A 21,502-nucleotide genomic window follows, 5' to 3' on the forward strand; every position below is an offset into this window, starting at 1 on the left:
AAAAAATGTATCAATCGAATTCGATCTCCCGAGGCTTGGGCCGAACGGTCTCGTCACGGGGCACCGGCACCCAGACGAAATGGTTGGCATCCAGGGCGGTCTCGAAACTGTAGCGATAGGCCACCAAGCGGCCGCACTTGACCGCACTGTAGTCGAGGCAGGCGATGTTGGGCGCCGGCAATGCCGGTATGCCCTCGCACCAGTAGTGACCGATAAACAGCGGCGGCTGATCTGGGCCATAGTAGCTGAGATCGGCCCGCTCCTGCGTCGACAAGGCACGACCCTCCAGGTCGCCGGGCAGGTTGTCTGGCTGGAACACCACATCCCCCCAGGTGCGAGGCTCCCTGGACCAGAAATGGGTGCGGAAGCTGCGTCGGGTGAAACCATCACCGGAGTGAATCACCATGCCATCCGGCAAGTCGATGAAGCCACCACGGGTCAGGCGCTCCAGAATGCGGTACTCGAGCGTGCCGTAGGTCGAGGCCTGGACCAGAAAGGCGTCATCCAGGCGCCCATCGGGGCAGCGCCTACGCAGCGCGTCAACCAGCGGCTGATCCCAGCAGGCATGCACCACCCGCAGGCCATCGAGCTCCAGGCACAGCGGCATATCGCGAAACCAGGCCAGCGCCTCTTCCCATTCCTGGGGATGGTCCCGGTACTGATCCAGGGTCTCCTTGATGATGCGATTATGTCGCGGGGTATGGGGCCTTAGCCACTCGCGACCGAGCTCGACAGGCGCCTTGTGGGTGTAGGTCAGGGCGTTGATCTCATGGTTGCCCAGCACAATATGGGCCTCCCCCGCCTCGACCATGCGCTTGGCGATTTCCACCGCCAACCGTATGCGCGGGCCGCGATCGATCAGATCCCCCAGAAAGATGACCTTGCGCCGTGGGTGGCGATAGACCCCGCCCCGCTGGTGATAGCCAAGTCTCTCCAGAAGCGTCGCCAGCGTCGCGCCGCAGCCGTGCACATCACCGATCAGATCATAGCCTTGCAGCGTTGCTTGACTCACCTCAGTCTCCCAGCCGGTTGCTCCAGCCCAGCTTGCTACGCAGTACGTCGTAGAAGTTGTGGCCGAGGGGGTGGACCAGCTGCACGCACTGCGGCTTGCGCCGAATCACCAGCACATCATCGGGCTTGGCGACGGCTCGGGTCTGGCCATCGCAGCTGATGTGCGGATAGGTCTGGTTGGTTTCGCCGATATGCACACGGATCTCGCTGGCGGCATCGATGACGATGGGACGGCTCGACAGCGTATGAGGAAACATCGGCACCAGGGTCACCACATCGAGACGCGGGTGCATGATCGGTCCACCACCTGATAGCGCATAGGCCGTAGAGCCGGTGGGGGTCGCGATGATCAGGCCATCGCTGCGCTGGCTATAGACGAACTGGCCATCGATGAACAGTTCGAACTCGATCATGCGCACGGCCTTGCCCGGGTGCAGCACCACCTCATTCAAGGCATCGCCACTGCCCACCAGCGCTTCATCCCGGTACAGCTCCGCATCGAGCAGAAAGCGCTGTTCGACTTCGTACTGACCCTCCAGGACCTCGCCGACCCGCGCTTCGAGCTCGTCGGGGGAAATGTCGGTCAAGAACCCGAGTCGCCCGCGGTTGACACCGAGCACCAGAGTTCCGCTATGACACAGGGTACGGGCCGCACCGAGCAGGCTGCCGTCGCCGCCGACCACGATGACCAGATCGCACAGTTCGCCCAGCAGGCGCCGGCTGGCCTCGGCATGGCTGCGATCCAGCAGCGCCGAGGCGGTCCGGTCCTCGACGATGACGTGATAGCCGCCCTCATCGAGAAAGCGGATCAGACGCTTCAGGGTGTCAACGACCTTGGCACTCCCGAGGCGCCCGATCAGGCCGATGTTCTTGAACGATTGCATGCACGCTTCCTTGGCTTGAGCGTCGCTCATTATGGCGACCGCTCCCGGCGCCGGCAAACCCGCACGCCGCCGCCCCCGTCTTGGCATCACCGCGGTTGGTGCTAGGGCGTTGTCTGCACCGCGCTACGGCGCTGCCACCAGCCATTCAGCCACAGCGATGCCACGATGATCGCGCCGCCCAGCACCAGCCGAGGCAGGTCGGCATCGCGGTTCCAGATCAGCAGGTTGACGATCAACCCGGCGGGAATCAAGGCGTTGTTCATGATCGCCAGCGTTCCCGCGTCGACGCGCACCGCGCCAAGGTTCCACAGGAAATAGCCAAGTCCGGAGGCCGCCAGGCCGAGCCACAGCAGGACGCCCCACTGAACAGCCGTGGTCGGCAGCGCCTGACCGTTGCCCAACACCACAAAGACCGGCAGCGACACGACCAGGGCGCCGACGTAGAACCAGGCGAAGACGCTGTGGCGTGGCAGGTCGTCGGGCAGCGTCACCGAGAAGCGCCGATAACCCACCTGACCGAGCGCAAAACACAGGTTGGCGCCCTGAACGACCACAAAGCCCAGCCAGAAGTCGGCGTTGACCCCCTCGAAGCGGATCACCGCCGCGCCGACCACGGCAAGGCCCGCGGTGAGCAGATAGAACGGCGTGAAGCGCCCGAACAGCAAGTCATCGAGCAGCGCGATGTAGAGCGGCGTGAAGATCGTGAACAGCAGCACTTCCGGGACCGACAGCAACAGGAAGGACTGGTAGAAGAAGAGATACATGATGCCGAGCTGAACGGCGCCCAGCGCCATCAGCGTCAGCTTCTGGCTCAGCGCCAGACGCCCCGGGCGCAGCATGGGCAGAAACACCAGCGCCGCCAACGATACCCGCATCAGCACCGCAAAGTAGCTGTCGACCTGCCCCGCCAGATAGACCCCGATAAGGGAAAAGGAGAACGCCCATAGGGTCGTCACCAGCACCAGATAGCCCACTGTCAACTCCTGAAGATAATTGAGTTGACGGAGAGTATACGTGAACGGACGTCAGGGCCAACCGTGTCCGCTCAGTAGTCGCTCTGGCGCAACCACCAGGCCGCGTAGATTACCCCCGGAACCCACCCTGCGAGCATCAACAGAAAGGCAATGGCGATGCGCCGCGGCCCGCCATCGGTTAGCGCCACCGCCAGTGGCGGCAGGCACAGCACCAGTAGCATCAGGGCGAGCCGGAGCCCTGGCGTGGCCAGACGCTGCGGCGCCGGCTCGGCGCGAGACGCCGACGCCGACGCCGATGCCGATGCCGACCCATGGTCCACATCATGACGGGCGCGATCACCGGCCGCCGGCGTGAAGTGTTCGACACCGCCCTTGGGCGCCGCCGGGGCCTTGGCAGAACCACCCGCTGCCGTCGCCACGCCGCCCGAGCCGCTGCCGGCGCCTCTTTCGGCATGGGACAGCGCCTCACGATGGGCCTCGACGTTGATCTTCTGCTGCAACTGATCGGCGCCGTCGGCGAGCAGGTCGTGGTAGCGCTCCCAGTCTTCCCAATCGTGGGGCGTACCGGACTTCGGCCGATGGTCGTGGGAACCCCGGGCGCGATCCCAGGCCTTTTCCTCCAGGGTGTTCGGCTTTTCCTTGTCACGCTCTCCATCGAGGCCCTTGCGGGCCAGGTACTCTCGCGCATCCATCGGGATCTCCTCTCAGTGTCTTGCCTCTGCCTTGCCTCTGCCTTGCCTCTGCCTTGCCTCTGCCTTGCCTCTGCAGGCGCTGCCAATCGCTCGAGGCGATGCCGACACAGCACTCATAAGTGTGCATCTGCAGGCTTTCGTGTAACAGCATCGCCTGATCGATGGGACTTAACCGTCAGTTGACCTACTGTTTTTGATAGCGCTGCCCCGCTCGGGGTTCCCTGACTGTCGCTGCGGAGACCAACCATGCAGGAACGTAACGTTGATATTGCGATCATCGGCGCAGGAAGCGCCGGACTCGGGGCCTGGCATGCGGCCCGCCAGCATACGCAAAGTCTGGTCTTGATAGAATCCGGCGCCTTCGGCACCACCTGCGCCCGGGTCGGCTGCATGCCATCGAAACTGTTGATTGCCGCCGCCGACGTGGCCCAGCAAGCACGCGACGCGGAAGGCTTCGGCGTCAAGGTCAGCGGCGTTACCGTCAACGGTCCCGCGGTGATGGAACGCGTCAAGCGCGAACGCGACCGCTTCGTCGGTAGCGTCATTTCCTCGATGTCGCGCATCGAGGACGAAGATCGCATCCTCGGCGCCGCGCACTTCGAGGACGCCAACACCCTGGTCGTTGGTGATCACACCCGCATCCATGCCAAGCGAATCGTCATCGCCACCGGGTCACGACCGACCTGGCCGGACTTCCTCAATGGCGCCGGCGATCGCCTGATCATCAACGACGATATCTTCGACTGGGACGACCTGCCGGAGTCGGTGGTGGTCTTCGGTCCCGGCGTCATCGGTCTCGAACTCGGCCAGGCGCTCCACCACCTCGGCGTGAGAGTTCGCATGTTCGGTGTCGGGGGAGGCATCGGGCCGCTCGGCGATCCTGACTTGCGCAAGCTGGCCGACCAGGAATTCAACGCTGATTTCCCGCTCGACCCGGATGCCAATGTGCTCCGCGTGGAACTCGAAGGAGAGCAGGTCGCCGTCACCTTCCACTGCCGCGATAGCGACACCGAGAAGACCGAGCGCTTCGACTATCTGCTGGCGGCCACCGGACGCCGTCCCAACGTCGACAGGCTCGAGCTCAAGCGCACTGGCCTTGCGCTCGACGAGCGCAGCATTCCACGGTTCGACCGCCTGACCATGCAATGTCGCTTCGACGATGGCAGCCTGGCACCGATCTTCATCGCCGGCGATGCCAATCAGGACCTGCCGCTGCTGCACGAAGCTTCCGATGAAGGTCGCATCGCCGGCGACAACGCCGGGCGCTATCCCGACATTCGTGCCGGTCGCCGGCGCACACCGCTCGCGGTGGTGTTCAGCGATCCACAGATCGCGAGCGCCGGAGTGAGCTACGCTGAACTCAAGCGCCGTGATGAGAGCCTGGCCTCCATTGCCGTCGGTGAGGTGTCCTTTGAAGATCAGGGACGCGCCTCGGTGATGCGTCAGAACCGTGGCAAGCTCAGGCTGTACGCGGAGCATGGCTCGGGCATTCTGCTCGGCGCGGAAATGTTTGGCCCCCGGGCCGAGCACCTGGGCCACCTGCTGGCCTGGGCCATCGACCAACGACTGACCGTGGAGCGCCTGTTGGAGATGCCTTTCTACCACCCGGTAGTGGAAGAAGGATTGAGGACAGCCCTGCGCGACCTCAACGTGAATCTCCGGCGCGGTCCGGCGATTACCGAGCGCTGCCTGGAGTGCGGCCCCGGCGCCTGATAACGGCCATCGTCTCGTCGGCACATGCCGACAACAAGGAGAGCGACCATGCAGCACAAGGCACCCCCTTCCACCGTGCGCGAGATCATGTCTCGCGACTGCTACCGGATCAGCGGGAAGGCCTCGGTCTCGACCCTGGCCGAGGGCTTGGCCTTGCACCGACTGCCCGGTGCGCCGGTGGTCGATGAACGCGACCAATTGATCGGCTTCGTTTCCGAACAGGACGTGCTGGGCAAGGTCATCGAGAGCCTCTACCTCGACCACGAAGCGCCGCTGGTCAGAGAAGTGATGCGCAACGAAGTGCTATCGGTCACGCCTTCCAAGAGCATCATCGATCTGGCCCAGGAAATGCTCGGCGCCAAACCGAAGGTCTACCCGGTCACCGAGCAGGGCCGCCTGGTCGGCATCGTCACCCGACGAGACGTACTCAATGCGATCCTCAGCATGAGACGCCATCAACGTTACGCCTAGCGTTCCCGCGGGGCGGCACCGTCCTGCCTAGCGCCAAGCTGTCGTGGGCTCAGGACGGTCGCCGCCATGGTCGCGGGCCTTGGCGATCGGCCCCGCCTCTGGACGCAGAGGCCGGAACCGTGGCCTCCCGACCCCGCTTCTGCTCGGGGCGAGCCGAGTCGACCAGCGTCTCGTCACCCGGCTCCTCAACGCCACCTCCGATTGACGGGCTCAGGGCACGCCGTCGTGCTGCAGGGCTCGCCTCGGGCAACACTGAGACACCGCCCCTCCTCGCTTCGCCCGCCTCCACCCGCTACCGCGGCTCGCCCTGCTCGGGCGACGCCTCCCCGGCAACCTCATAGGCCTACCCCGATACCCACGGGCGGTCCGAGCCATCGACATCGGTAAAAGGCGATGAACAAAAAAAACGCCCCATGGAAGCCATGGAGCGTAACGATCGATTTAGCAAACCAGAACAACAATGCTAGCGACTGCCATCGCGCATGATGTCTGTACCACATATGACAGTCGCTCACGGGAAAGTTCTCCTTTCATCGAATTTTTTTTTTGCCCGTCTAGGCCCTGCACAGCACAAGACGCCTAGCGTTGCCGCCGGTTGGGTCCCCGCAGCGATGTGCAATCGATCCACCGGTGCCGGGCTAGCCCCTCTGCCGATATCGGGCTACCCCGCCTGGTACGCGCTCGACCTAGCCTGAAGAAACAGGCGGAGAACAAGCACTTGTCTTGCACCATGGGACGCTCTAATTTTACCAAGACGCGACTCGCCACACAGCGGCCGAGCCGCGCTCGGATTCCAAGGACCCTGGAGCGACTCATGACCATCGCACGGCATCACCGACGCTCGGCATTCGGCTATCTCGCCGGGATAGGGCTTGTCGCCCTGTCTCAGCCAGCCCTCGCCGTCGATCCCAACCCCGCCACCGACGCCACGGTACAGGCCAACCAGGCGATGGCGTCGGAGCTCGACTTCGAAGATCGCAGAGACTTCGAGAACGCGCACAAGGGCTTTATCGCGAAACCGGAAACGCTGACCATCAAGGACGCCAACGGCAATCTGGTGTGGGACCTGGAGCCCTACAAGACGTTCCTCACCGAAGACACGCCAGCGCCTGATACGGTCAACCCGAGCCTGTGGCGCAATGCCCAGCTGAACATGAATTACGGCCTGTTCCAGGTGAACGACAACACCTACCAGGTACGCGGCTATGACATCACCAACATCACCTATGTCAAGGGGGATACCGGCTGGATCGTGATGGATCCTCTCACCGCCACCGAAACCGCCGCCGCGGCCCACGAATTGGTGACTCAAGAACTCGGCGACTTTCCGATCAAGGCGGTGATCTACAGCCACTCCCACGTCGATCATTACGCCGGCGTCAAAGGCCTGGTCAGCCAGGAGCAAGTCGATGCGGGCGACGTCGAGATCATCGCCCCGCAAGGCTTCATGGAGCACGCCATCAGCGAGATGGTAACGGCGGGCAACGCCATGAGCCGACGCGCGGTCTACATGTACGGTGCGGTACTGCCCAAGAGCGCCGAGGGTCAGGTCAACGCAGGGCTCGGCCAGACCAACTCCACCGGCACCATCAGCTTGATCGCTCCGACCCGGGACATCAGCGCGACCGGTGAAGAAGTGACCATCGATGGCGTGCGCATGGTCTTCCAGGTCACGCCGGGTACCGAGGCGCCAGCGGAGATGAACACCTACTTCCCCGATACCAAGGCACTATGGATGGCCGAGAACGCCACCAATACCCTGCACAACCTCTACACCCTGCGCGGCGCCCAGGTGCGTGACGGCCAGGCGTGGGCCCACTATCTGACCGAGTCCATCCAGATGTTTCCGGATGCCGAGGTGCGTTTCCAGAGCCACCACTGGCCGATGTGGGGCAACGACAACATCATGACCCACCTGCGCGATCAGCGTGACATGTACAAGTACATTCACGACCAGTCGGTCCGCATGCTCAACGAAGGCTACACCGACGGCGAGATCGCCGAGAAACTGGACCCACCGGATGCCATCGACAACGCCTGGTACAACCGTGGCTATTACGGCACCAAGAAACACGATTCCCGTGCCGTCTATCAGCGTTACATGGGCTGGTACGACGCCAATCCGGCCAACCTCGACCCGCTGCCCCCGGAGCCGGCGGCCAAGAAGTACGTCGAATACATGGGCGGCGAAGCGGCCATCCTCGCCAAGGCCCAGGCCGACTACGACAACGGCGAGTACCGCTGGGTCGCCGAAGCGCTGAAACACGTGGTGTTCGCCAACCCGGACAACCAGGCGGCCAAGAACCTGCTGGCCGACGCCTTCGAGCAGATGGGCTACCAGGCCGAGAGCGGCCCATGGCGCAACGTCTATCTGCAGGGGGCCTTCGAGCTGCGTAACGGCGTGCCGACGGAAGGCGGCGTCAACAGCACCAGCCCCGACACCATTCGCGCGATGCCGGTAGAAATGCTGTTTGACTACCTCTCGATTCGTACCAACGGCGAGCGCGCCGCCGAGGCCGATATCGACATCGCGCTCCACTTCGAAGACCTCGACAAGCAGTACACCCTGTCGATCAACAACGGCAGCATGAAATACGTCGAGGGCGCGGTCGCGGATGCCGATGCCAACGTCACCCTGACCAAGGCCGTGCTGGATCGAATCCAACTAGGCGAGACCACCCTTGCCGAGGCCCGAGACGGCGGTGACCTTAGCGTGAGTGGCGACGAGCAGGCCTTCGCGGACTTCCTCGGCATGCTCGACGCACCGCCGTTCTGGTTCAATATCGTCACGCCGTGATCGGCTGACCCCGAGTCGTATCGCTACGCCTGCCGTGCCGGTGCGCCAGTGACATGGGATAGCGACAGGGGATAGCGACAGGGGCCAGTGACGTGGGTGAGGGACAAGGGATCAGTGACAAGGGATCAGTGACAGAGAGCCGAGCGACAGCTCGGCTCTTTTTTTCCTGGGCGTGGATTTGGACTTGGGCCTGAACTTGGGCCTGAGTTTTGGCCAGTGCCGGCAGCCGTGGCATTCCGAGGCCAGTGGAGGGACGTCGATCACGCCGACCGGCTTGCCACACGAGTGGTGTCACGCGCTGCGGTGTCGTTGTTGCCCGTCGGGCACCGACCTCAGGGTCCCATTGGCCAGGCCTAGGCGGCGCCTGTCACCGATTGCCGGACGGTATCCAATGCATAGCGATCTTGTGTCCGAAAGGCCATCACGACAAGGCTCGCGGCAAATACGATCAGCGAAGGATAGAAGAGCAGATTGGTGCCTTCCAGGTACCAGCCCAGCGGATCGATGACGGAGCCGAACACCGCCAGCAGGGTCAGCGAGTTGACCACCAGCTGTATCGGATACACCCAGCGCCGCTGCCAGCCGACGATCACCAACAGTCCCAGCAAGCCCTGTATGACGCCCAGCATCGGCATCAGCGATGCAACGGACAGCAGCCCGCCATAGAACTTGTCCGACACCGCCAGGCCATGCTCGGTATTGACGATCTTGTCCAGTCCCCAGGCCAGCAGCAGCCCTCCCAGCGATACCCTGAGCAGTGCCAGGGCCAGTGCCTTGTTCATCCCGCCTCCTTATTCCATCTAAAGGGTTCGGCCAATGTGTTTCGACCAATGTGCCATCACACAGCAACCACCGCGGCTTGCCGCGGCAGGGCCTGGGTCGCTCCCGGTGGGGTTTCCTTACGGCGCAGTCAAAGACTCGTCGGACACCGAGCCGATAGCGGCCGCACGACAGCATGGAAAACGCCATACGCCAGTGGCTCTGCCTGGGCGCACGAGGCCCTGGCTGGGGCGGCGGCATGCGTCGCCACCGTCATGTACCCAAGCAACCGAGGGCCTCTCACCGGCCCCCCACGGTGGCCTGGGGTGACGCTCAACGAGTCATGCGCCACAGCCTAACGGCGAGCCTCGGGCTGGGCATCGACCCGCGCCAATACGTCGCCGGCTTCCAGCAGGGTCAAGCGCTCACTGGTAAAGGCACCGGTATCGAGGTAGAGCACGTTGCCAAGCAATAGGGGTGCATCGACGATGGTATGGCCCACCACCACCGCATCGATGCCCTGTACCAGGCGTGAATCCTGTCGAGCGATACGCTCCCGCGCCCAGACGAGACGCTCCGCAGGCGCCGCGTCGATACTCCCCCACTGATCGGGCGGCTCGGCATGAACGACACCGAGACGCCGGGAGCCCACCGCCACCTCGCGGGCCAGGGGAAGCAACGGCCTGGCCGCCTCAAGCGCTTGTCTGACCCGCGCGACCGTCTCCAGAAACACCCAGCGTCCGCCGTTACGCTGCCACAGATCCCAGGCCACCCCGGCACCCTCGCTCAGCGCCTGCAGCGCCATGGCCTCGTGGTTGCCGCGCACGGCAAAGAACCAGGGCTCCCGCGTCAGGGCCAGGCACCCCAGCGAATCCTCGCCGCGATCGATCAGATCACCGACGCTGAACAGACGATCATGCCAGGGATCGAAGCCAACCCTCGCCATTGCCTCGGTCAGCAGGTCGAGTCGACCGTGCAGGTCGCCGACGAAGAAGTCTCGGCCGTCCGGATTCGTTGCGTGACATACCAGCGTCATGATCTTGCTCCTGGCGTCGCCTTGCCCCCTCGTGGCGGCCTGTGGTACCGGTCCGCGGCGCCCGGCCCAAGTCGGAAAAACAAGGGCTTACCATCTAAATATCAAGAAAACCGTGACACGACTTGCACTCGCAACCTATTGAGAATACTATAAAAATCGCCCTGCGGGTGTAGCTCAATGGTAGAGCAGAAGCTTCCCAAGCTTAAGACGAGGGTTCGATTCCCTTCACCCGCTCCACGAACCCGTTCGTTTCGGTTCGCAAAAGCCCGCCTGCCCTTTCTAAGCTTTTGATTTTCAGTAAAGATTCGTCCCCACACATTCGTTCGTAATCACACACAGCAACGCTCGCGATAGATGGGCAGCCGTACGCTGCTCCGGCTACCGTACACGGCTGAGGCCGACGGACATGTCCTCCCCGGCAATACGGGACAGACCCGAGACGTCACCACCGCCAGGGCGAGGCCTTTCAACCTGGCCCCAGGGTGCTACCCGCGACAGCCGATTGGCGGCTTCTGCCCAGCAAGCCGTAGCAGACGTCTCTCGCCTCGCCGGGTCGCCGGCACCCCACTCGACGACAGCCTCGGCACTCAACATTCGCGCGCCGAAACGACACGCTGCCATCACCGCCGCGACGTTCGCCAAGCCGCTGCCCCGGCTGCTGGAAACCTGCTGCCCCCCCCCCCATAGCCGAGCTAATAGCCGAGCTAATAGCCGAGCTAATAGCCGAGCGAATAGCCGAGCCAATAGCCAAGCTAATAGCCGAGCTATGGCGATGTTAGAATGCCGCCCCTGATCGCTCCTGGCACGCCATGGCATGCTTGAACTCCAGACGACAGGCCAGGCTCCGCGCCTCGCCCTCCGACGAGCAGCGGGCGATGATCGCCCTTGCGGTCGCGTCGAAGCCGGTCCCGCGCTTCAGGACCAGCCAGGCATGCCGGCTCCCAACCACCTCGCTCTTCTCCACCGCATATCGAGTCATATGTCGCTCCTTCGCCATAGCGCAGAGCCCCATCGCCACGCGCTTGTGAAAGATACGTCGCAAGACTCGCCTTGGATGCAGGCCTTGTCGGAGGCGAAGACTGCCCCGGAACAATGAGCAGAGGGAACGGATGAGGTCACTCCGCCGGCGGCGTTTCGACGTCCTTGCGCCGCCTTTCCTTCAGCCGCTGGTCGATGGACAGCCCGAGCCAGATGCCCGCGACGATGCTCGCAACTGCGACAACGGCGGCTGGTGACCCCGCCGGCAGACCGATCAACAGCTGAAAGTCATTGCCCCCAAGCGCCAGAGCGGCGCCGATGCCCATCACGACGCCGGCCAGGATATGCTTCACCCAACGTCCCGCAGAGTGCTCGTAGCGAGACCACGGCAGGCGCTCTACTGCCGCCACCGCCATGCCGGCAAGGATCATCGCACTGATCAACACCCGCACCAGGGTCGGCCACGGCATGTCCATGCCGAACGGACGCTCGATCAGGTCGCGAATCAATTGGCTCGGCGACCAGTGTGGCTCCATCGCTCCCAGCAGTCCGCCTACGGCACCGAAGACCACGATGCCCGAATAGATTCGTCGATGGGCCGGAGAAAGCCGCCAGATGGCGACCAGCGACAGCAACACCAGCACCAAGATCACCCACCAACTCGGCGACAGGGGCGCACCAAGGCGCGTATAGACGATGCCCGGGGCAAGCCACACCAGCAACCACCAGCCCAGCACCCACCCGAACACCGTGCCGAGCATATGCCATTCACCGCGGGCGAGTGCCGCCAGCGTCGATATCGAACAGCCATGATTGGCCGCTGCCGCGAGCCCGAACAGCAGGCCGCCGAGCACGAAGGGCCAGCCCACCGCATAACGGGCCATGACGTCGCCGAGGGGAAAGTAGGCGAAGAATGGACTGACCAGCCAGAACCAGACACCACAGCCGATGATCGTCAGCAGCAGGCCGGGCCGCCTGCCGCGAAGTCCTTCTACCGCTCTGACCATGCATAGCCCTGTTCGCTGGGCCAACCCTCCCAGTGCCACGGCCAGGCCGAGGGTCAAGAGTATCGCCATGTCTCTTCTCCAAGGAGCGGGTGGGAGCTACCGATGGCCGAATGCCTGTCGCCTCCTACAATGTAACAATATGCAAAGAAACCGAAAGAGACGGATCGCGACAGCGTCAAGATAGGGACAAAAAGGCACAGATATGAGAGCCTTCCTGCCCGACATTCGTCCCGTTTCCGCCGACGCCAAGGGCCCCTTTCATGACCGTGCCACTGTTTCTGCTCGTGTTTGCCGTCTGTGTGGTGGTCATCGGGAGCGTTCTTGCCGTGCTGATGCTGGCCGGCACCCCGCGCTATCGCACCGAACCCGAGCACCTGCTGGCATTGTTCGATCGCGCCCTCGGCGACGACCTGGGCGAGGACGAGTGGAATGCGACGATTCTCTATCCGATCCGCCATAGCGACTATCTCGACGGCGTTCGACGTCGCGCCAGGCAACTGATGGAGGACCACGGGCGGTTCGGCCGGCTGTCACGCAACAAGTCGCTGCTGGACAAGGAGGGGAAGGCGGAGCTCAGGGCACTGCGCGACCACCTGAATGCGCGCACACAGCTCGAGCGTCATCGCGTACACAAGTGAGGCTCACGACACAATTCGGTAAGATGGTCGCATCTTGTGCGGCCGGAGGCTGACGATGACCAGCGCCATACGACAGATTCCCCTCGACACCGCCACCCAGCACCACAGCCACGACTTTCACCAGATCGTGATCGCGCTCGAGGGCCGGGCAGACTTCGATATCGAGGGCCTCGGCGGGTCCATCGATGCCTTTTGCGGCTGCATCGTCCCCGCCAACCACCTGCACTACTACGCCGGCACCGGCAACAATCGTCAACTGATCCTCGACCTGCCAAACGATGCCCTGGCCTTGACCGGCCATCACCATGATCTGGCACGACTGTTCGACGCGCCGCGCTTTTTCGACCTCGACGAACCACTGAAGCACTACCTTAAGTTCCTCATCCAGGAACTGGGCCAACTGTCGCGACTCGGTGCGATTCCGAGCATCCACCAGGAACGCCTGGCCACTACACTGCTCGGTTCACTGCATGCACGCCTGGCCAATGAGCCGGCGCCTCCCAGCCACCGCCGCATCGACCTTCGTTGCCTCGATCGCTATATCGACGATCATCTGTCGGGCCGTCTGAGGGTCGCCGATCTGGCGACGGTCGCCTGCTTGAGCGAAGCGCATTTCACCGAGCGTTTTCGCCACCAGACTGGCGTTTCCCCCTGGCAGTACGTGATGCGCCGACGGCTCGATACCTCTCAACGTCTCCTGCTACGCAGCCACCTGCCTCTCTCCGAGATCGCGGCCTTGACCGGTTTCGCCCATCAAAGCGCCCTCTCCCGGGCCTATCGCCATGCCTTTGGCCAGACACCGAGTCAGGTCCGCCGCCAGCGCAACGCCCAGCTCACCAGCCTGCGTTCCTGACCCGGGACCGCCTCGCGTATCTGTCAAGGTCGCATCTGTCGCCTGCTAAATAAGCCATCCCCAGCTAGAGTCAGGACAACTGGCGGCGAATTGGGTAAATCCTCCCGTGCTTTTGCCAAGCGGGGCGGCGGCGTCGGACCTAGGCTTCCTACCATGCCCAGACTCCGCGGGACGCACCACGCGGGGTCCACTTCCGCCACCGGCGGGCAAACCATCAGGGGACTGCAATGCTCAATGCTAACAATATGCTCGACGACGCCACCTGGCAGCAGACGCTCGATACCCTTTTCAGCCGCGTCAGCGACCACTACGCCGTTGACGAGAACGCCTTCGTCGCCGAGCTGATCACGCTCGTCGACGATAGCGAGCAACGCATTGAGCATATCGCTGAGCAGACCGCCTCCCTGGTCAGGGAAGTGCGTGAGATGGACACCGCCGTCGACACCATCGACGAGCTGCTCCAGCAATACAGCCTCGACACTCATGAGGGGCTGATGCTGATGTGCCTGGCCGAGGCCATGCTGCGCATCCCCGACAAGGCCACCGCGGATGCCTTGATCGAAGACCGCCTCGGCCCCGCCGACTGGAAGGCCCACCTCGGCAAGAGTGAGTCCTGGCTGGTCAACGCCTCGACCTGGGGCCTTCTGATGACCGGACGCGTGGTCACCCTCGACAAGCCCAAGGAAGGCAAGCCGACAGGCTTCATCAACAAGCTGGTCAACCGCATGGGTGAGCCGGTCATTCGCCACGCCATGGTTGAGGCGATGAAGGTCATGGGCAAGCAGTTCGTGCTTGGCCGCGACATCGACGAAGCGCTCAAGCGCTCCCAGCCGCTGTTCGACAAGGGCTACACCTACTCCTACGACATGCTGGGCGAAGCGGCTCGCACTCGCCCGGATGCCGGACGCTACTACGAGGACTACGCCAAGGCCATCGAGCAGGTCGGCAAGACCAGCCGCCGGCTCGGCGACAAGGCGCCGTCCCCGTCGATCTCGATCAAGCTGTCGGCGCTGCACCCACGCTACGAATTCGGCCGCCGTACTCAGGTCCTCGAAGAACTGGTGGGCACCGTCAAGGACCTGGCCAAGCTGGCCCGGGACAACAACGTGGCCATGACCATCGATGCCGAGGAAGTCGACCGCCTGGAACTCTCGCTGGAAGTCTTCCGCGCGGTCTACGAAAGCGACGTGGTGCGCGGCTGGGGCCACTTTGGCCTGGTGGTTCAGGCCTATGCCAAGCGCGCCTTGCCTGTCCTGCACTACCTCAACCGTCTGGCCGAGCACCAGGGCGACGAAATTCCGCTGCGCCTGGTCAAGGGCGCCTACTGGGATACCGAGATCAAGGAATCCCAGCAACACGGCGCCCATGGCTATCCGGTCTTCACCCGCAAGGCGTCTACCGACGTCGCCTACCTCGCCTGTGCCCGATTCCTGTTGTCGGACGCTACCCGCGGCCGCATCTTCCCGCAGTTCGCGACGCACAACGCCCATACCATCTCGACCATTCTCGAGCAGGCCAATGGCGTGGCCCGTCCATTCGAGTTCCAGCGCCTGCACGGCATGGGCGAGGCGCTCTACGATGCCGCCCTGAAGCGCGCGCCGAAGGGCACCTACTGCCGCATCTACGCCCCTGTGGGTGCGCACAAGGACCTGCTCCCCTACCTGGTGCGCCGACTGCTGGAAAATGGCGCCAACTCGTCCTTCGTCCACCAGCTGGTCGACCCCAAGGTGCCGGTGGAGTCGCTGTGCGTTCATCCGGTGATCACGCTGCGCCAGTTCGATACTCTGGCCAACCCGCAGATCCCGCTGCCGCGCGATATCTACGGCGCCCAACGGCCCAACTCCAAGGGCGTCAACCTCAACATCAGAAGCGAGTATCAGCCGCTGATGGACGCCATGGCCAAACACATGGACAAGACCTACGACGCGCGCCCGCTACTGGCCTTCGACGTGGCGACGGACCCGGCCCAGGTTCACGACGTGACCAGCCCCTATGATCGCCGCCAGAAAGTCGGCAGCGTGCTCTGGACCACCAAGGATCAAGCCGAAAAGGCATTGGATGCCGCCTGGGCGGCCTTCCCAGCCTGGGAAGCCACGCCGGTGGCCGAACGCGCCGCGATCCTGCGTCGCTTCGCCGACCTGATGGAAGACCATCTCGCCGAACTGATGGCGCTGTGCTCCCGTGAGGGCGGTAAGCTCTTGACCGACGGCGTCGACGAGATCCGCGAGGCCGTCGACTTCTGCCGCTACTACGCCATGCGCGCCGAGGAGATCTTTGCCGCGCCAACCGAGCTGCCTGGCCCTACCGGCGAGTCGAACCGCCTGATCATGGGCGGCAAGGGGGTCTTCGCCGCCATCAGCCCGTGGAACTTCCCGGTGGCGATCTTCTGCGGTCAGGTGGTCGCCACCGCGGTCGCCGGCAACACCGTGCTGGCCAAGCCGGCCGAACAGACCTCCATCGTCGCCCACCGCGTCGTCGAATTGCTGCACCAGGCCGGCATGCCCCGCGAGGTCGTGCAGCTGCTGCCGGGCGACGGTCCCACGGTCGGCAGCGTGCTGACCAGCGACCCCCGGGTCACCGGCGTGGTCTTCACCGGCGGCACCGACACCGCACAGATCATCAACCGGGCGCTGGCCGCTCGCGACAACGCGCCGCTGCCGACGCTGGTGGCCGAGACCGGCGGCATGAACGCCATGATCGTGGACTCCACCGCCCTGCCCGAGCAGGTAGTGGCCGATGTGATTCAATCGGCGTTCCAGAGTGCCGGGCAACGCTGTTCGGCGCTGCGGGTGCTGTATCTACAAGACGACGTGGCCGATCGAGTGCTGGAAATTCTCGACGGCGCCATGGCCGAACTGCACGTCGGTGACCCACGCGAGCTCGGCACCGATGTCGGTCCGGTCATCGACGACGATGCACGCAAGGGCCTCGAGGAGCACATCGCGCGCCTCAAGAGCGAAGGCCGTCTGCTCAGCGAAACGCCACTCGACCCCGCGCACACCGCCAACGGCACCTTCGTGGCACCGGCAGCCTTCTCCATCGACAGCATCGACGCGCTGGAACGCGAGCAATTCGGTCCCGTGCTGCACGTGGTGCGCTGGAAGAGCCAGGAGCTCGACAAGGTCATCGACTCCATCAATGGCCGCGGCTATGGACTGACCTTCGGCGTGCACAGCCGTAACGAATCCTTCGCCGATGAAATAGCGCGGAAAATGCGCGTTGGCAACGTCTACATCAACCGCAATATCATCGGTGCAGTGGTCGGTGTGCAGCCCTTCGGAGGCCAGGGACTGTCCGGCACGGGCCCGAAGGCCGGTGGCCCCAACTATCTGCTGCGATTCGCCACCGAAAAGACCGTGACCAACAATACCGCGGCCCTCGGCGGCAATGCATCACTGCTGGCACTGGGCGACGACTGACCCAGGCCAGCGGCTCCCGGCCGTGGCGAGCATCCTCTGCCGGGAGCCACGCAAGGCATGATTCGAGGCGCCGTGACGACGCCTCACTACGCAGGGAAGCGGCTGACGAATCGCTTCCTGTTCGATCTCTGCCAATCACCCACGACAAAAACCACAAGGAACGCTCCCATGGTTGAAAATAACGCCACCATTGGCATTACGTTCGCGCTCTACCTGGTGGTGATGCTCGCCATCGGTATCATCGCCTACAAGCGCACCACCAACCTGTCCGACTATATTCTCGGCGGCCGCTCCCTCGGTCCCTGGACCTCGGCCATCTCCGCCGGCGCCTCGGACATGTCCGGTTGGCTGCTGCTAGGCCTGCCCGGCGCGGCCTACGTCAGCGGTCTCTCCGCCTCGTGGATCGCCGTGGGCCTGCTGATCGGCACCTGGCTGAACTGGCTGATCGTCGCCCGCCGCATGCGCGTCTACACCTACAAGGCCAACGATGCACTGACCCTGCCGGACTTCTTCGCCAAGCGCTTTCGCGAGAAGGCGCCGCTGCTGCGAGTCATCTCGGCCGTGTTCATCCTGCTGTTCTTCCTGTTCTACACCAGCTCCGGTCTCGTCGCCGGCGGCAAGCTGTTCGAGACGGTCTTCGGCTTCGACTACACCTTCGCGGTCACGGTCGGCACTCTGGCGATCATCTCCTACACCTTCTTCGGTGGCTTTCTGGCGGTGTCCTGGACCGACTTGATTCAGGGCCTGATGATGGCGGCAGCCTTGCTCATCGTGCCGGTCATTGCCATGACCGAGCTCGGCGGCATCGGCGCCAGCGGCCAGCAGATCCTGGCCGAGAACCCCGACATGCTGAGCTGGTTCGTCGATGCCTCCACCGGCGAGACCCTGTCGGCCATCGGCATCATCAGCTCGCTCGCCTGGGGCCTGGGTTACTTCGGCCAGCCGCACATTCTGGCGCGCTTCGCCGCCATTCGTTCCGAAGCCGACATCCCCACGGCGCGTCGCATTGCGGTGACCTGGTCCGGCCTTTGCCTGGCCTGTGCCATGGCCGTTGGCCTGCTCGGCCTGGTCTACATGACGCGCGATCTTGGCGATGGAGAGACCATCTTCATGGTCATGGTCAACGCCATCTTCCACCCGCTGGTCGCCGGCGTCCTGCTCGCTGCCATTCTGGCCGCAGTCATGTCCACCGCCGACTCACAGCTGCTGGTATCGTCCTCCGCCCTGACCGATGACTTCTACAAGGCGCTGTTCCGCAAGGATGCCAGCCAGTCCGAGCTGGTCTGGGTCGGCCGCTTTGCCGTGGTAGGCATCGCGATCGTCGCCTATGCCCTGGCCATGAACCCCGACTCCACGGTGCTGGGCCTGGTGTCCTATGCCTGGGCGGGCTTCGGTGCCGCCTTCGGTCCGGCGCTGATCATGTCGCTGTTCTGGCGGCGCATGAACCAGTGGGGCGCCTTGGCCGGCATCATCGTCGGTGGTGTCACCGTGGTCGGCTGGGCCGAACTTTCCGGCGGCATCTTCGATCTCTACGAGATCGTTCCGGGGGTCATCTTCGCCTACATCGCGATCATCGTGGTGAGTCTGATCACGGCGCCGCCGAGCGACGAGATCACCCACGAGTTCGATACCCTCGAAGACGCCTGACCGACGCCGTCGCACCTTCCTGCAGAAAACGAGAAAGCCGCCCATGGGCGGCTTTCTTGTGTCCTCTCCTCTCCTGTCCTGTCCTGACCCAATGACGACCGTCACCGACGCCCATGGCCCTGGGCCGACCTCACCGCTGCGATTCTGCGCAACGCCCAGGCGACCCGCAATTGTCCGGCCGTGTCGATCCACTACCCCTCGCGACAGCCCTCACGACAGCCCTCGCGACAGCCGTCGCCACACCGCCCTCGCAAAGCCCCTCGGAACAGTCCGCGCAACAAGCCCCCTCGCGGCAAGGCCCGGGCGCTACCCTAGCGTCGCCGCGCGATACACCAACACCAGCGTAAAGACGCCAAGGGCCAACGGATACCAGGGCGCCGTTCCCACCAGGCGCCACCAGCCATGCGCATCGGCGTACTGCAGCGGCATCGCCAGACCACCACCCAATGCCCAGACGCCCAGCACGATCAGCGGCAGGCGCCACACCAACGGCAAGCCGCTGATCAACCTGGGCTCGAGCAGCAACCACACGTAAAGCCCCACCGAGACCATCAGCACCAGCCCGGCAACCCCCACCGGCACCGCGGCGATACCGACCAGTCGCTCCCGTCGCTGCCGCCGTCTCACCACTCCTCTGGAACGCCACTGCATGGGCGAACCTCCCTTGGCTCGGTCATGCCCTTAGTGAAGACGATTTGTGGCCAGTGTGCGACCCAAGATCGCAAATGTGCAAAAAACTTGTACAACAATGTATCACTATTACCTTTCTTATAGACGAAAGTTCCATAGCTTGACGCTAAACACCCCGAAGATGCCGATAGAATATTTCTACAAGACATTTAGAAACACTGTTTCCTATAATCGGCATCGTTCGGTGGCCAGAGCCAACCGCTTGGCCACAGCGACTTTTCCAAGGAGACAGTCCATGAAGATGACTCGCCTGATCGCTACCAGCGCACTGCTCGCCACCACCGCCTTCGCCGCTCAGTCCGCAATGGCTTACCAGGCCGGCGACCTGTACGTCCGCGGCGGCTTCGAGAAGGCCGACCCGACCTCCGACAATGGGGATGTCCTGGATCAGGACCTCAGTATCTCCGACGAGAACGGCTTCGCTTACGGCCTTGGCTACCTGTTCCACGACAAGTTCGGCGTCGAGCTCAACGGCAGTGAGTCCATGGAACATGACTTGAGCGTCGAAGGCGGCGGCATCGGCAGCGTCGAGCGCACGCCGGTCAACGTGATGCTGAACTACTACCCGCTCGGTGGCGTGGCAGATGCTCGCGTCCACCCCTACGCGGGGGTCGGCATGAACTACACCCACTTCTCTGACGAGAGCTTCGGCGGCGATCTGGACAGTTCATACGGCGCTGCCGCCCAGGTGGGCGTGGATCTCAGCGTGACCGATAACCTGATGGTGGGTACCTACGCTCGCTATGCCGACGTGGATGCCGACATCGAAGTCGATGGCCATGACGTCGGCGAGGCCGAACTCGACCCGGTGACCATCGGTGCCGGCGTCACCTATCGCTTCTAACGGATGACACAGAAACACCTGGCGCAGCCGACAAGGCTGACGCCGGGCCCACTGACAGTGTAGCAATGACACGAGTGGATGAGACGGCGCCTGGACCTTCCAGGCGCCGTTTTTGCTGCCGAGAATTCGAAGCCCCATGAAAAGAGGTATTGAGCCAGGTCAATATGGTTCTTTTCACTGCCGCATAGACTGTGCGCATCGCGGACTGGATTGTGTCATCGAGAGTCCGCCCGCCCAAGGTGTCTGAAGGAGAACGCCATGCGCCATCCCCTGTTGTCTTCCATCATCGTTGCAACCCTCGCCGGGTCCGCCCTCGCCAGTACCCAGGCCATGGCCTATGGCGAAGGCGACATCTACACCCGCGTCGGTATCGCCAAGGTCAGTCCGGATTCCGACAATGGCTCGCTCATGGGCGGCACCATGGAGACCGATGTCCACGACGACAACGGCTTCGCCTTCACCCTCGGGTATCGCTTCCACGACAAGTTCGGCGTCGAGCTGCTGGCCGCCGAACCCTTCGAGCATGACGTCGACCTCAACGTTGGCGGCCAGAGCATCGGCGCCGACGTCGAGCACCTGCCACCGACCCTGACCCTGCAGTACTACCCGCTGGGCGGAACCCAGGCGCGGGTCCAGCCCTATGTTGGCCTCGGCGTGAACTACACGCATTTCTCCGATGAAGACATCGATCTCGCCGGTGCCGATCTGGACCTGGACGAGTCCTGGGGCTGGGCGGGTCAGGCGGGCGTCGATTTGCTGATCGACGAGCATTGGGCCTTCAACATGGCGGTCTGGTACCTGGATATCGACAGCGACGTCGACCTCAACGGTGAGGACATCGGCGAGATCGACGTCGATCCCTACGTGGTCATGGGCGGCATCAGCTACCGCTTCTAAGCACGCCACGGAGGATCGCGGCACATTGCCATCGCGATCCGAGACACAATAAAGCCCGCCGATCCTATGAGCTGACCCCCAATAGTTGGACGGTTCACTCAGCCGGCGCCCAAGGCCTGAGTCCTGTACTGTACGGGGCTCAGGCCTTTTAGTTTCAGGCGGATGCGTTCGTGGTTGTAGTAATGGATGTAC

Annotated in this window: 19 protein-coding genes and 1 tRNA gene; 10 read left to right on the forward strand and 10 right to left on the reverse strand. The window is 63.5% G+C overall.

Features of this window, described 5'->3' with window-relative positions; translation table 11 throughout:
• Positions 1-10: 10 nt before the first annotated feature.
• From ACUN9Y_RS10550 to ACUN9Y_RS10565, 4 genes are all read right to left on the reverse strand, one after another.
• Positions 11-997, reverse strand: a complete 987-nt coding sequence (locus ACUN9Y_RS10550; protein ID WP_445460689.1) for a metallophosphoesterase — start codon at positions 995-997, stop codon at positions 11-13.
• Positions 998-1,013: 16 nt separating this feature from the next.
• Complete coding sequence (locus ACUN9Y_RS10555) at positions 1,014-1,895, reverse strand: NAD(+) kinase (RefSeq protein ID WP_445460660.1); 882 nt, start codon at positions 1,893-1,895, stop codon at positions 1,014-1,016.
• Between the two features lie 101 nt (positions 1,896-1,996).
• Positions 1,997-2,869 (reverse strand): DMT family transporter, encoded by an 873-nt coding sequence (locus ACUN9Y_RS10560; protein WP_445460661.1) that lies wholly within the window; start codon positions 2,867-2,869, stop codon positions 1,997-1,999.
• Between the two features lie 71 nt (positions 2,870-2,940).
• Positions 2,941-3,561: a YqaE/Pmp3 family membrane protein gene (locus ACUN9Y_RS10565; RefSeq protein WP_445460662.1), complete on the reverse strand. Its 621-nt coding sequence runs from the start codon at positions 3,559-3,561 to the stop codon at positions 2,941-2,943.
• A gap of 246 nt (positions 3,562-3,807) precedes the next feature.
• Here ACUN9Y_RS10565 and ACUN9Y_RS10570 point away from each other — a divergent pair, with 246 nt between their 5' ends.
• The 3 genes from ACUN9Y_RS10570 to ACUN9Y_RS10580 all read left to right on the forward strand — a co-directional run bounded on the left by ACUN9Y_RS10570 (position 3,808) and on the right by ACUN9Y_RS10580 (position 8,542).
• A complete protein-coding gene (locus ACUN9Y_RS10570) occupies positions 3,808-5,274 on the forward strand; it encodes a dihydrolipoyl dehydrogenase (protein WP_445460663.1) in 1,467 nt (488 codons plus the stop codon).
• A 48-nt stretch (positions 5,275-5,322) separates the two neighbouring features.
• Positions 5,323-5,745, forward strand: coding sequence for a CBS domain-containing protein (locus tag ACUN9Y_RS10575; RefSeq protein ID WP_445460664.1), 423 nt, complete (start codon positions 5,323-5,325; stop codon positions 5,743-5,745).
• 814 nt (positions 5,746-6,559) lie between these two features.
• Complete coding sequence (locus ACUN9Y_RS10580) at positions 6,560-8,542, forward strand: alkyl/aryl-sulfatase (RefSeq protein ID WP_445460665.1); 1,983 nt, start codon at positions 6,560-6,562, stop codon at positions 8,540-8,542.
• A 353-nt stretch (positions 8,543-8,895) separates the two neighbouring features.
• Here the strand turns inward: ACUN9Y_RS10580 and ACUN9Y_RS10585 are convergent, their stop codons facing one another.
• Both ACUN9Y_RS10585 and ACUN9Y_RS10590 read right to left on the reverse strand, forming a co-directional pair.
• Entirely contained in the window at positions 8,896-9,324 is a 429-nt protein-coding gene (locus ACUN9Y_RS10585) for a hypothetical protein (RefSeq protein WP_445460666.1), read from the reverse strand.
• A gap of 332 nt (positions 9,325-9,656) precedes the next feature.
• A complete protein-coding gene (locus ACUN9Y_RS10590; protein WP_445460667.1) occupies positions 9,657-10,337 on the reverse strand; it encodes a metallophosphoesterase in 681 nt (226 codons plus the stop codon).
• A gap of 163 nt (positions 10,338-10,500) precedes the next feature.
• Between ACUN9Y_RS10590 and ACUN9Y_RS10595 the strand changes: the two genes are divergently transcribed.
• Positions 10,501-10,574: transfer RNA gene (locus tag ACUN9Y_RS10595), tRNA-Gly, on the forward strand.
• A gap of 538 nt (positions 10,575-11,112) precedes the next feature.
• Here ACUN9Y_RS10595 and ACUN9Y_RS10600 read toward each other — a convergent pair.
• Together ACUN9Y_RS10600 and ACUN9Y_RS10605 are read right to left on the reverse strand one after the other, a co-directional pair.
• The gene (locus tag ACUN9Y_RS10600; RefSeq protein WP_445460668.1) at positions 11,113-11,316 is read right to left on the reverse strand and encodes a hypothetical protein; all 204 of its coding nucleotides are present in this window, start codon (positions 11,314-11,316) and stop codon (positions 11,113-11,115) included.
• Positions 11,317-11,452: 136 nt separating this feature from the next.
• Positions 11,453-12,391, reverse strand: a complete 939-nt coding sequence (locus tag ACUN9Y_RS10605) for a YeeE/YedE thiosulfate transporter family protein (protein ID WP_445460669.1) — start codon at positions 12,389-12,391, stop codon at positions 11,453-11,455.
• Between the two features lie 191 nt (positions 12,392-12,582).
• Here ACUN9Y_RS10605 and ACUN9Y_RS10610 point away from each other — a divergent pair, with 191 nt between their 5' ends.
• The 4 genes from ACUN9Y_RS10610 (at position 12,583) to putP (ending at position 18,879) form a co-directional block, all read left to right on the forward strand.
• On the forward strand, positions 12,583-12,960 hold the full coding sequence (locus ACUN9Y_RS10610; protein ID WP_445460670.1) for a hypothetical protein: 378 nt from the start codon (positions 12,583-12,585) through the stop codon (positions 12,958-12,960).
• A gap of 55 nt (positions 12,961-13,015) precedes the next feature.
• A complete protein-coding gene (locus ACUN9Y_RS10615) occupies positions 13,016-13,813 on the forward strand; it encodes a helix-turn-helix domain-containing protein (RefSeq protein WP_445460671.1) in 798 nt (265 codons plus the stop codon).
• 227 nt (positions 13,814-14,040) lie between these two features.
• Complete coding sequence (gene putA / locus ACUN9Y_RS10620; RefSeq protein WP_445460672.1) at positions 14,041-17,232, forward strand: bifunctional proline dehydrogenase/L-glutamate gamma-semialdehyde dehydrogenase PutA; 3,192 nt, start codon at positions 14,041-14,043, stop codon at positions 17,230-17,232.
• Between the two features lie 168 nt (positions 17,233-17,400).
• Entirely contained in the window at positions 17,401-18,879 is a 1,479-nt protein-coding gene (putP, locus tag ACUN9Y_RS10625; RefSeq protein ID WP_445460673.1) for a sodium/proline symporter PutP, read from the forward strand.
• A 306-nt stretch (positions 18,880-19,185) separates the two neighbouring features.
• On the opposite strand, the gene ACUN9Y_RS10630 is transcribed toward putP, so the two are convergent.
• Positions 19,186-19,530: a hypothetical protein gene (locus ACUN9Y_RS10630; protein WP_445460674.1), complete on the reverse strand. Its 345-nt coding sequence runs from the start codon at positions 19,528-19,530 to the stop codon at positions 19,186-19,188.
• A gap of 274 nt (positions 19,531-19,804) precedes the next feature.
• On the opposite strand from ACUN9Y_RS10630, the gene ACUN9Y_RS10635 reads away from it, so the two are divergent.
• Complete coding sequence (locus ACUN9Y_RS10635; protein WP_445460675.1) at positions 19,805-20,413, forward strand: OmpW/AlkL family protein; 609 nt, start codon at positions 19,805-19,807, stop codon at positions 20,411-20,413.
• A gap of 258 nt (positions 20,414-20,671) precedes the next feature.
• Positions 20,672-21,310 (forward strand): OmpW/AlkL family protein, encoded by a 639-nt coding sequence (locus ACUN9Y_RS10640; protein ID WP_445460676.1) that lies wholly within the window; start codon positions 20,672-20,674, stop codon positions 21,308-21,310.
• Between the two features lie 98 nt (positions 21,311-21,408).
• Here ACUN9Y_RS10640 and ACUN9Y_RS10645 read toward each other — a convergent pair.
• The coding region (locus ACUN9Y_RS10645; protein ID WP_445460690.1) for an IS3 family transposase at positions 21,409-21,502 on the reverse strand (94 nt) is incomplete at its 5' end.

This window comes from Halomonas sp. V046 (assembly GCF_052645355.1).

Excerpts from the sequence above, each read along its gene's own strand:
- ACUN9Y_RS10555 (WP_445460660.1), bottom strand. The coding sequence starts at position 1,895 with ATGCAATCGTTCAAGAACATCGGCCTGATCGGGCGCCTCGGGAGTGCC.
- ACUN9Y_RS10565 (WP_445460662.1), bottom strand. The coding sequence starts at position 3,561 with ATGGATGCGCGAGAGTACCTGGCCCGCAAGGGCCTCGATGGAGAGCGT.
- ACUN9Y_RS10570 (WP_445460663.1), top strand. The coding sequence starts at position 3,808 with ATGCAGGAACGTAACGTTGATATTGCGATCATCGGCGCAGGAAGCGCC.
- ACUN9Y_RS10575 (WP_445460664.1), top strand. The coding sequence starts at position 5,323 with ATGCAGCACAAGGCACCCCCTTCCACCGTGCGCGAGATCATGTCTCGC.
- ACUN9Y_RS10580 (WP_445460665.1), top strand. The coding sequence starts at position 6,560 with ATGACCATCGCACGGCATCACCGACGCTCGGCATTCGGCTATCTCGCC.
- ACUN9Y_RS10585 (WP_445460666.1), bottom strand. The coding sequence starts at position 9,324 with ATGAACAAGGCACTGGCCCTGGCACTGCTCAGGGTATCGCTGGGAGGG.
- ACUN9Y_RS10590 (WP_445460667.1), bottom strand. The coding sequence starts at position 10,337 with ATGACGCTGGTATGTCACGCAACGAATCCGGACGGCCGAGACTTCTTC.
- ACUN9Y_RS10600 (WP_445460668.1), bottom strand. The coding sequence starts at position 11,316 with ATGACTCGATATGCGGTGGAGAAGAGCGAGGTGGTTGGGAGCCGGCAT.
- ACUN9Y_RS10605 (WP_445460669.1), bottom strand. The coding sequence starts at position 12,391 with ATGGCGATACTCTTGACCCTCGGCCTGGCCGTGGCACTGGGAGGGTTG.
- ACUN9Y_RS10610 (WP_445460670.1), top strand. The coding sequence starts at position 12,583 with ATGACCGTGCCACTGTTTCTGCTCGTGTTTGCCGTCTGTGTGGTGGTC.
- ACUN9Y_RS10615 (WP_445460671.1), top strand. The coding sequence starts at position 13,016 with ATGACCAGCGCCATACGACAGATTCCCCTCGACACCGCCACCCAGCAC.
- putA (WP_445460672.1), top strand. The coding sequence starts at position 14,041 with ATGCTCAATGCTAACAATATGCTCGACGACGCCACCTGGCAGCAGACG.
- putP (WP_445460673.1), top strand. The coding sequence starts at position 17,401 with ATGGTTGAAAATAACGCCACCATTGGCATTACGTTCGCGCTCTACCTG.
- ACUN9Y_RS10630 (WP_445460674.1), bottom strand. The coding sequence starts at position 19,530 with ATGCAGTGGCGTTCCAGAGGAGTGGTGAGACGGCGGCAGCGACGGGAG.
- ACUN9Y_RS10635 (WP_445460675.1), top strand. The coding sequence starts at position 19,805 with ATGAAGATGACTCGCCTGATCGCTACCAGCGCACTGCTCGCCACCACC.
- ACUN9Y_RS10640 (WP_445460676.1), top strand. The coding sequence starts at position 20,672 with ATGCGCCATCCCCTGTTGTCTTCCATCATCGTTGCAACCCTCGCCGGG.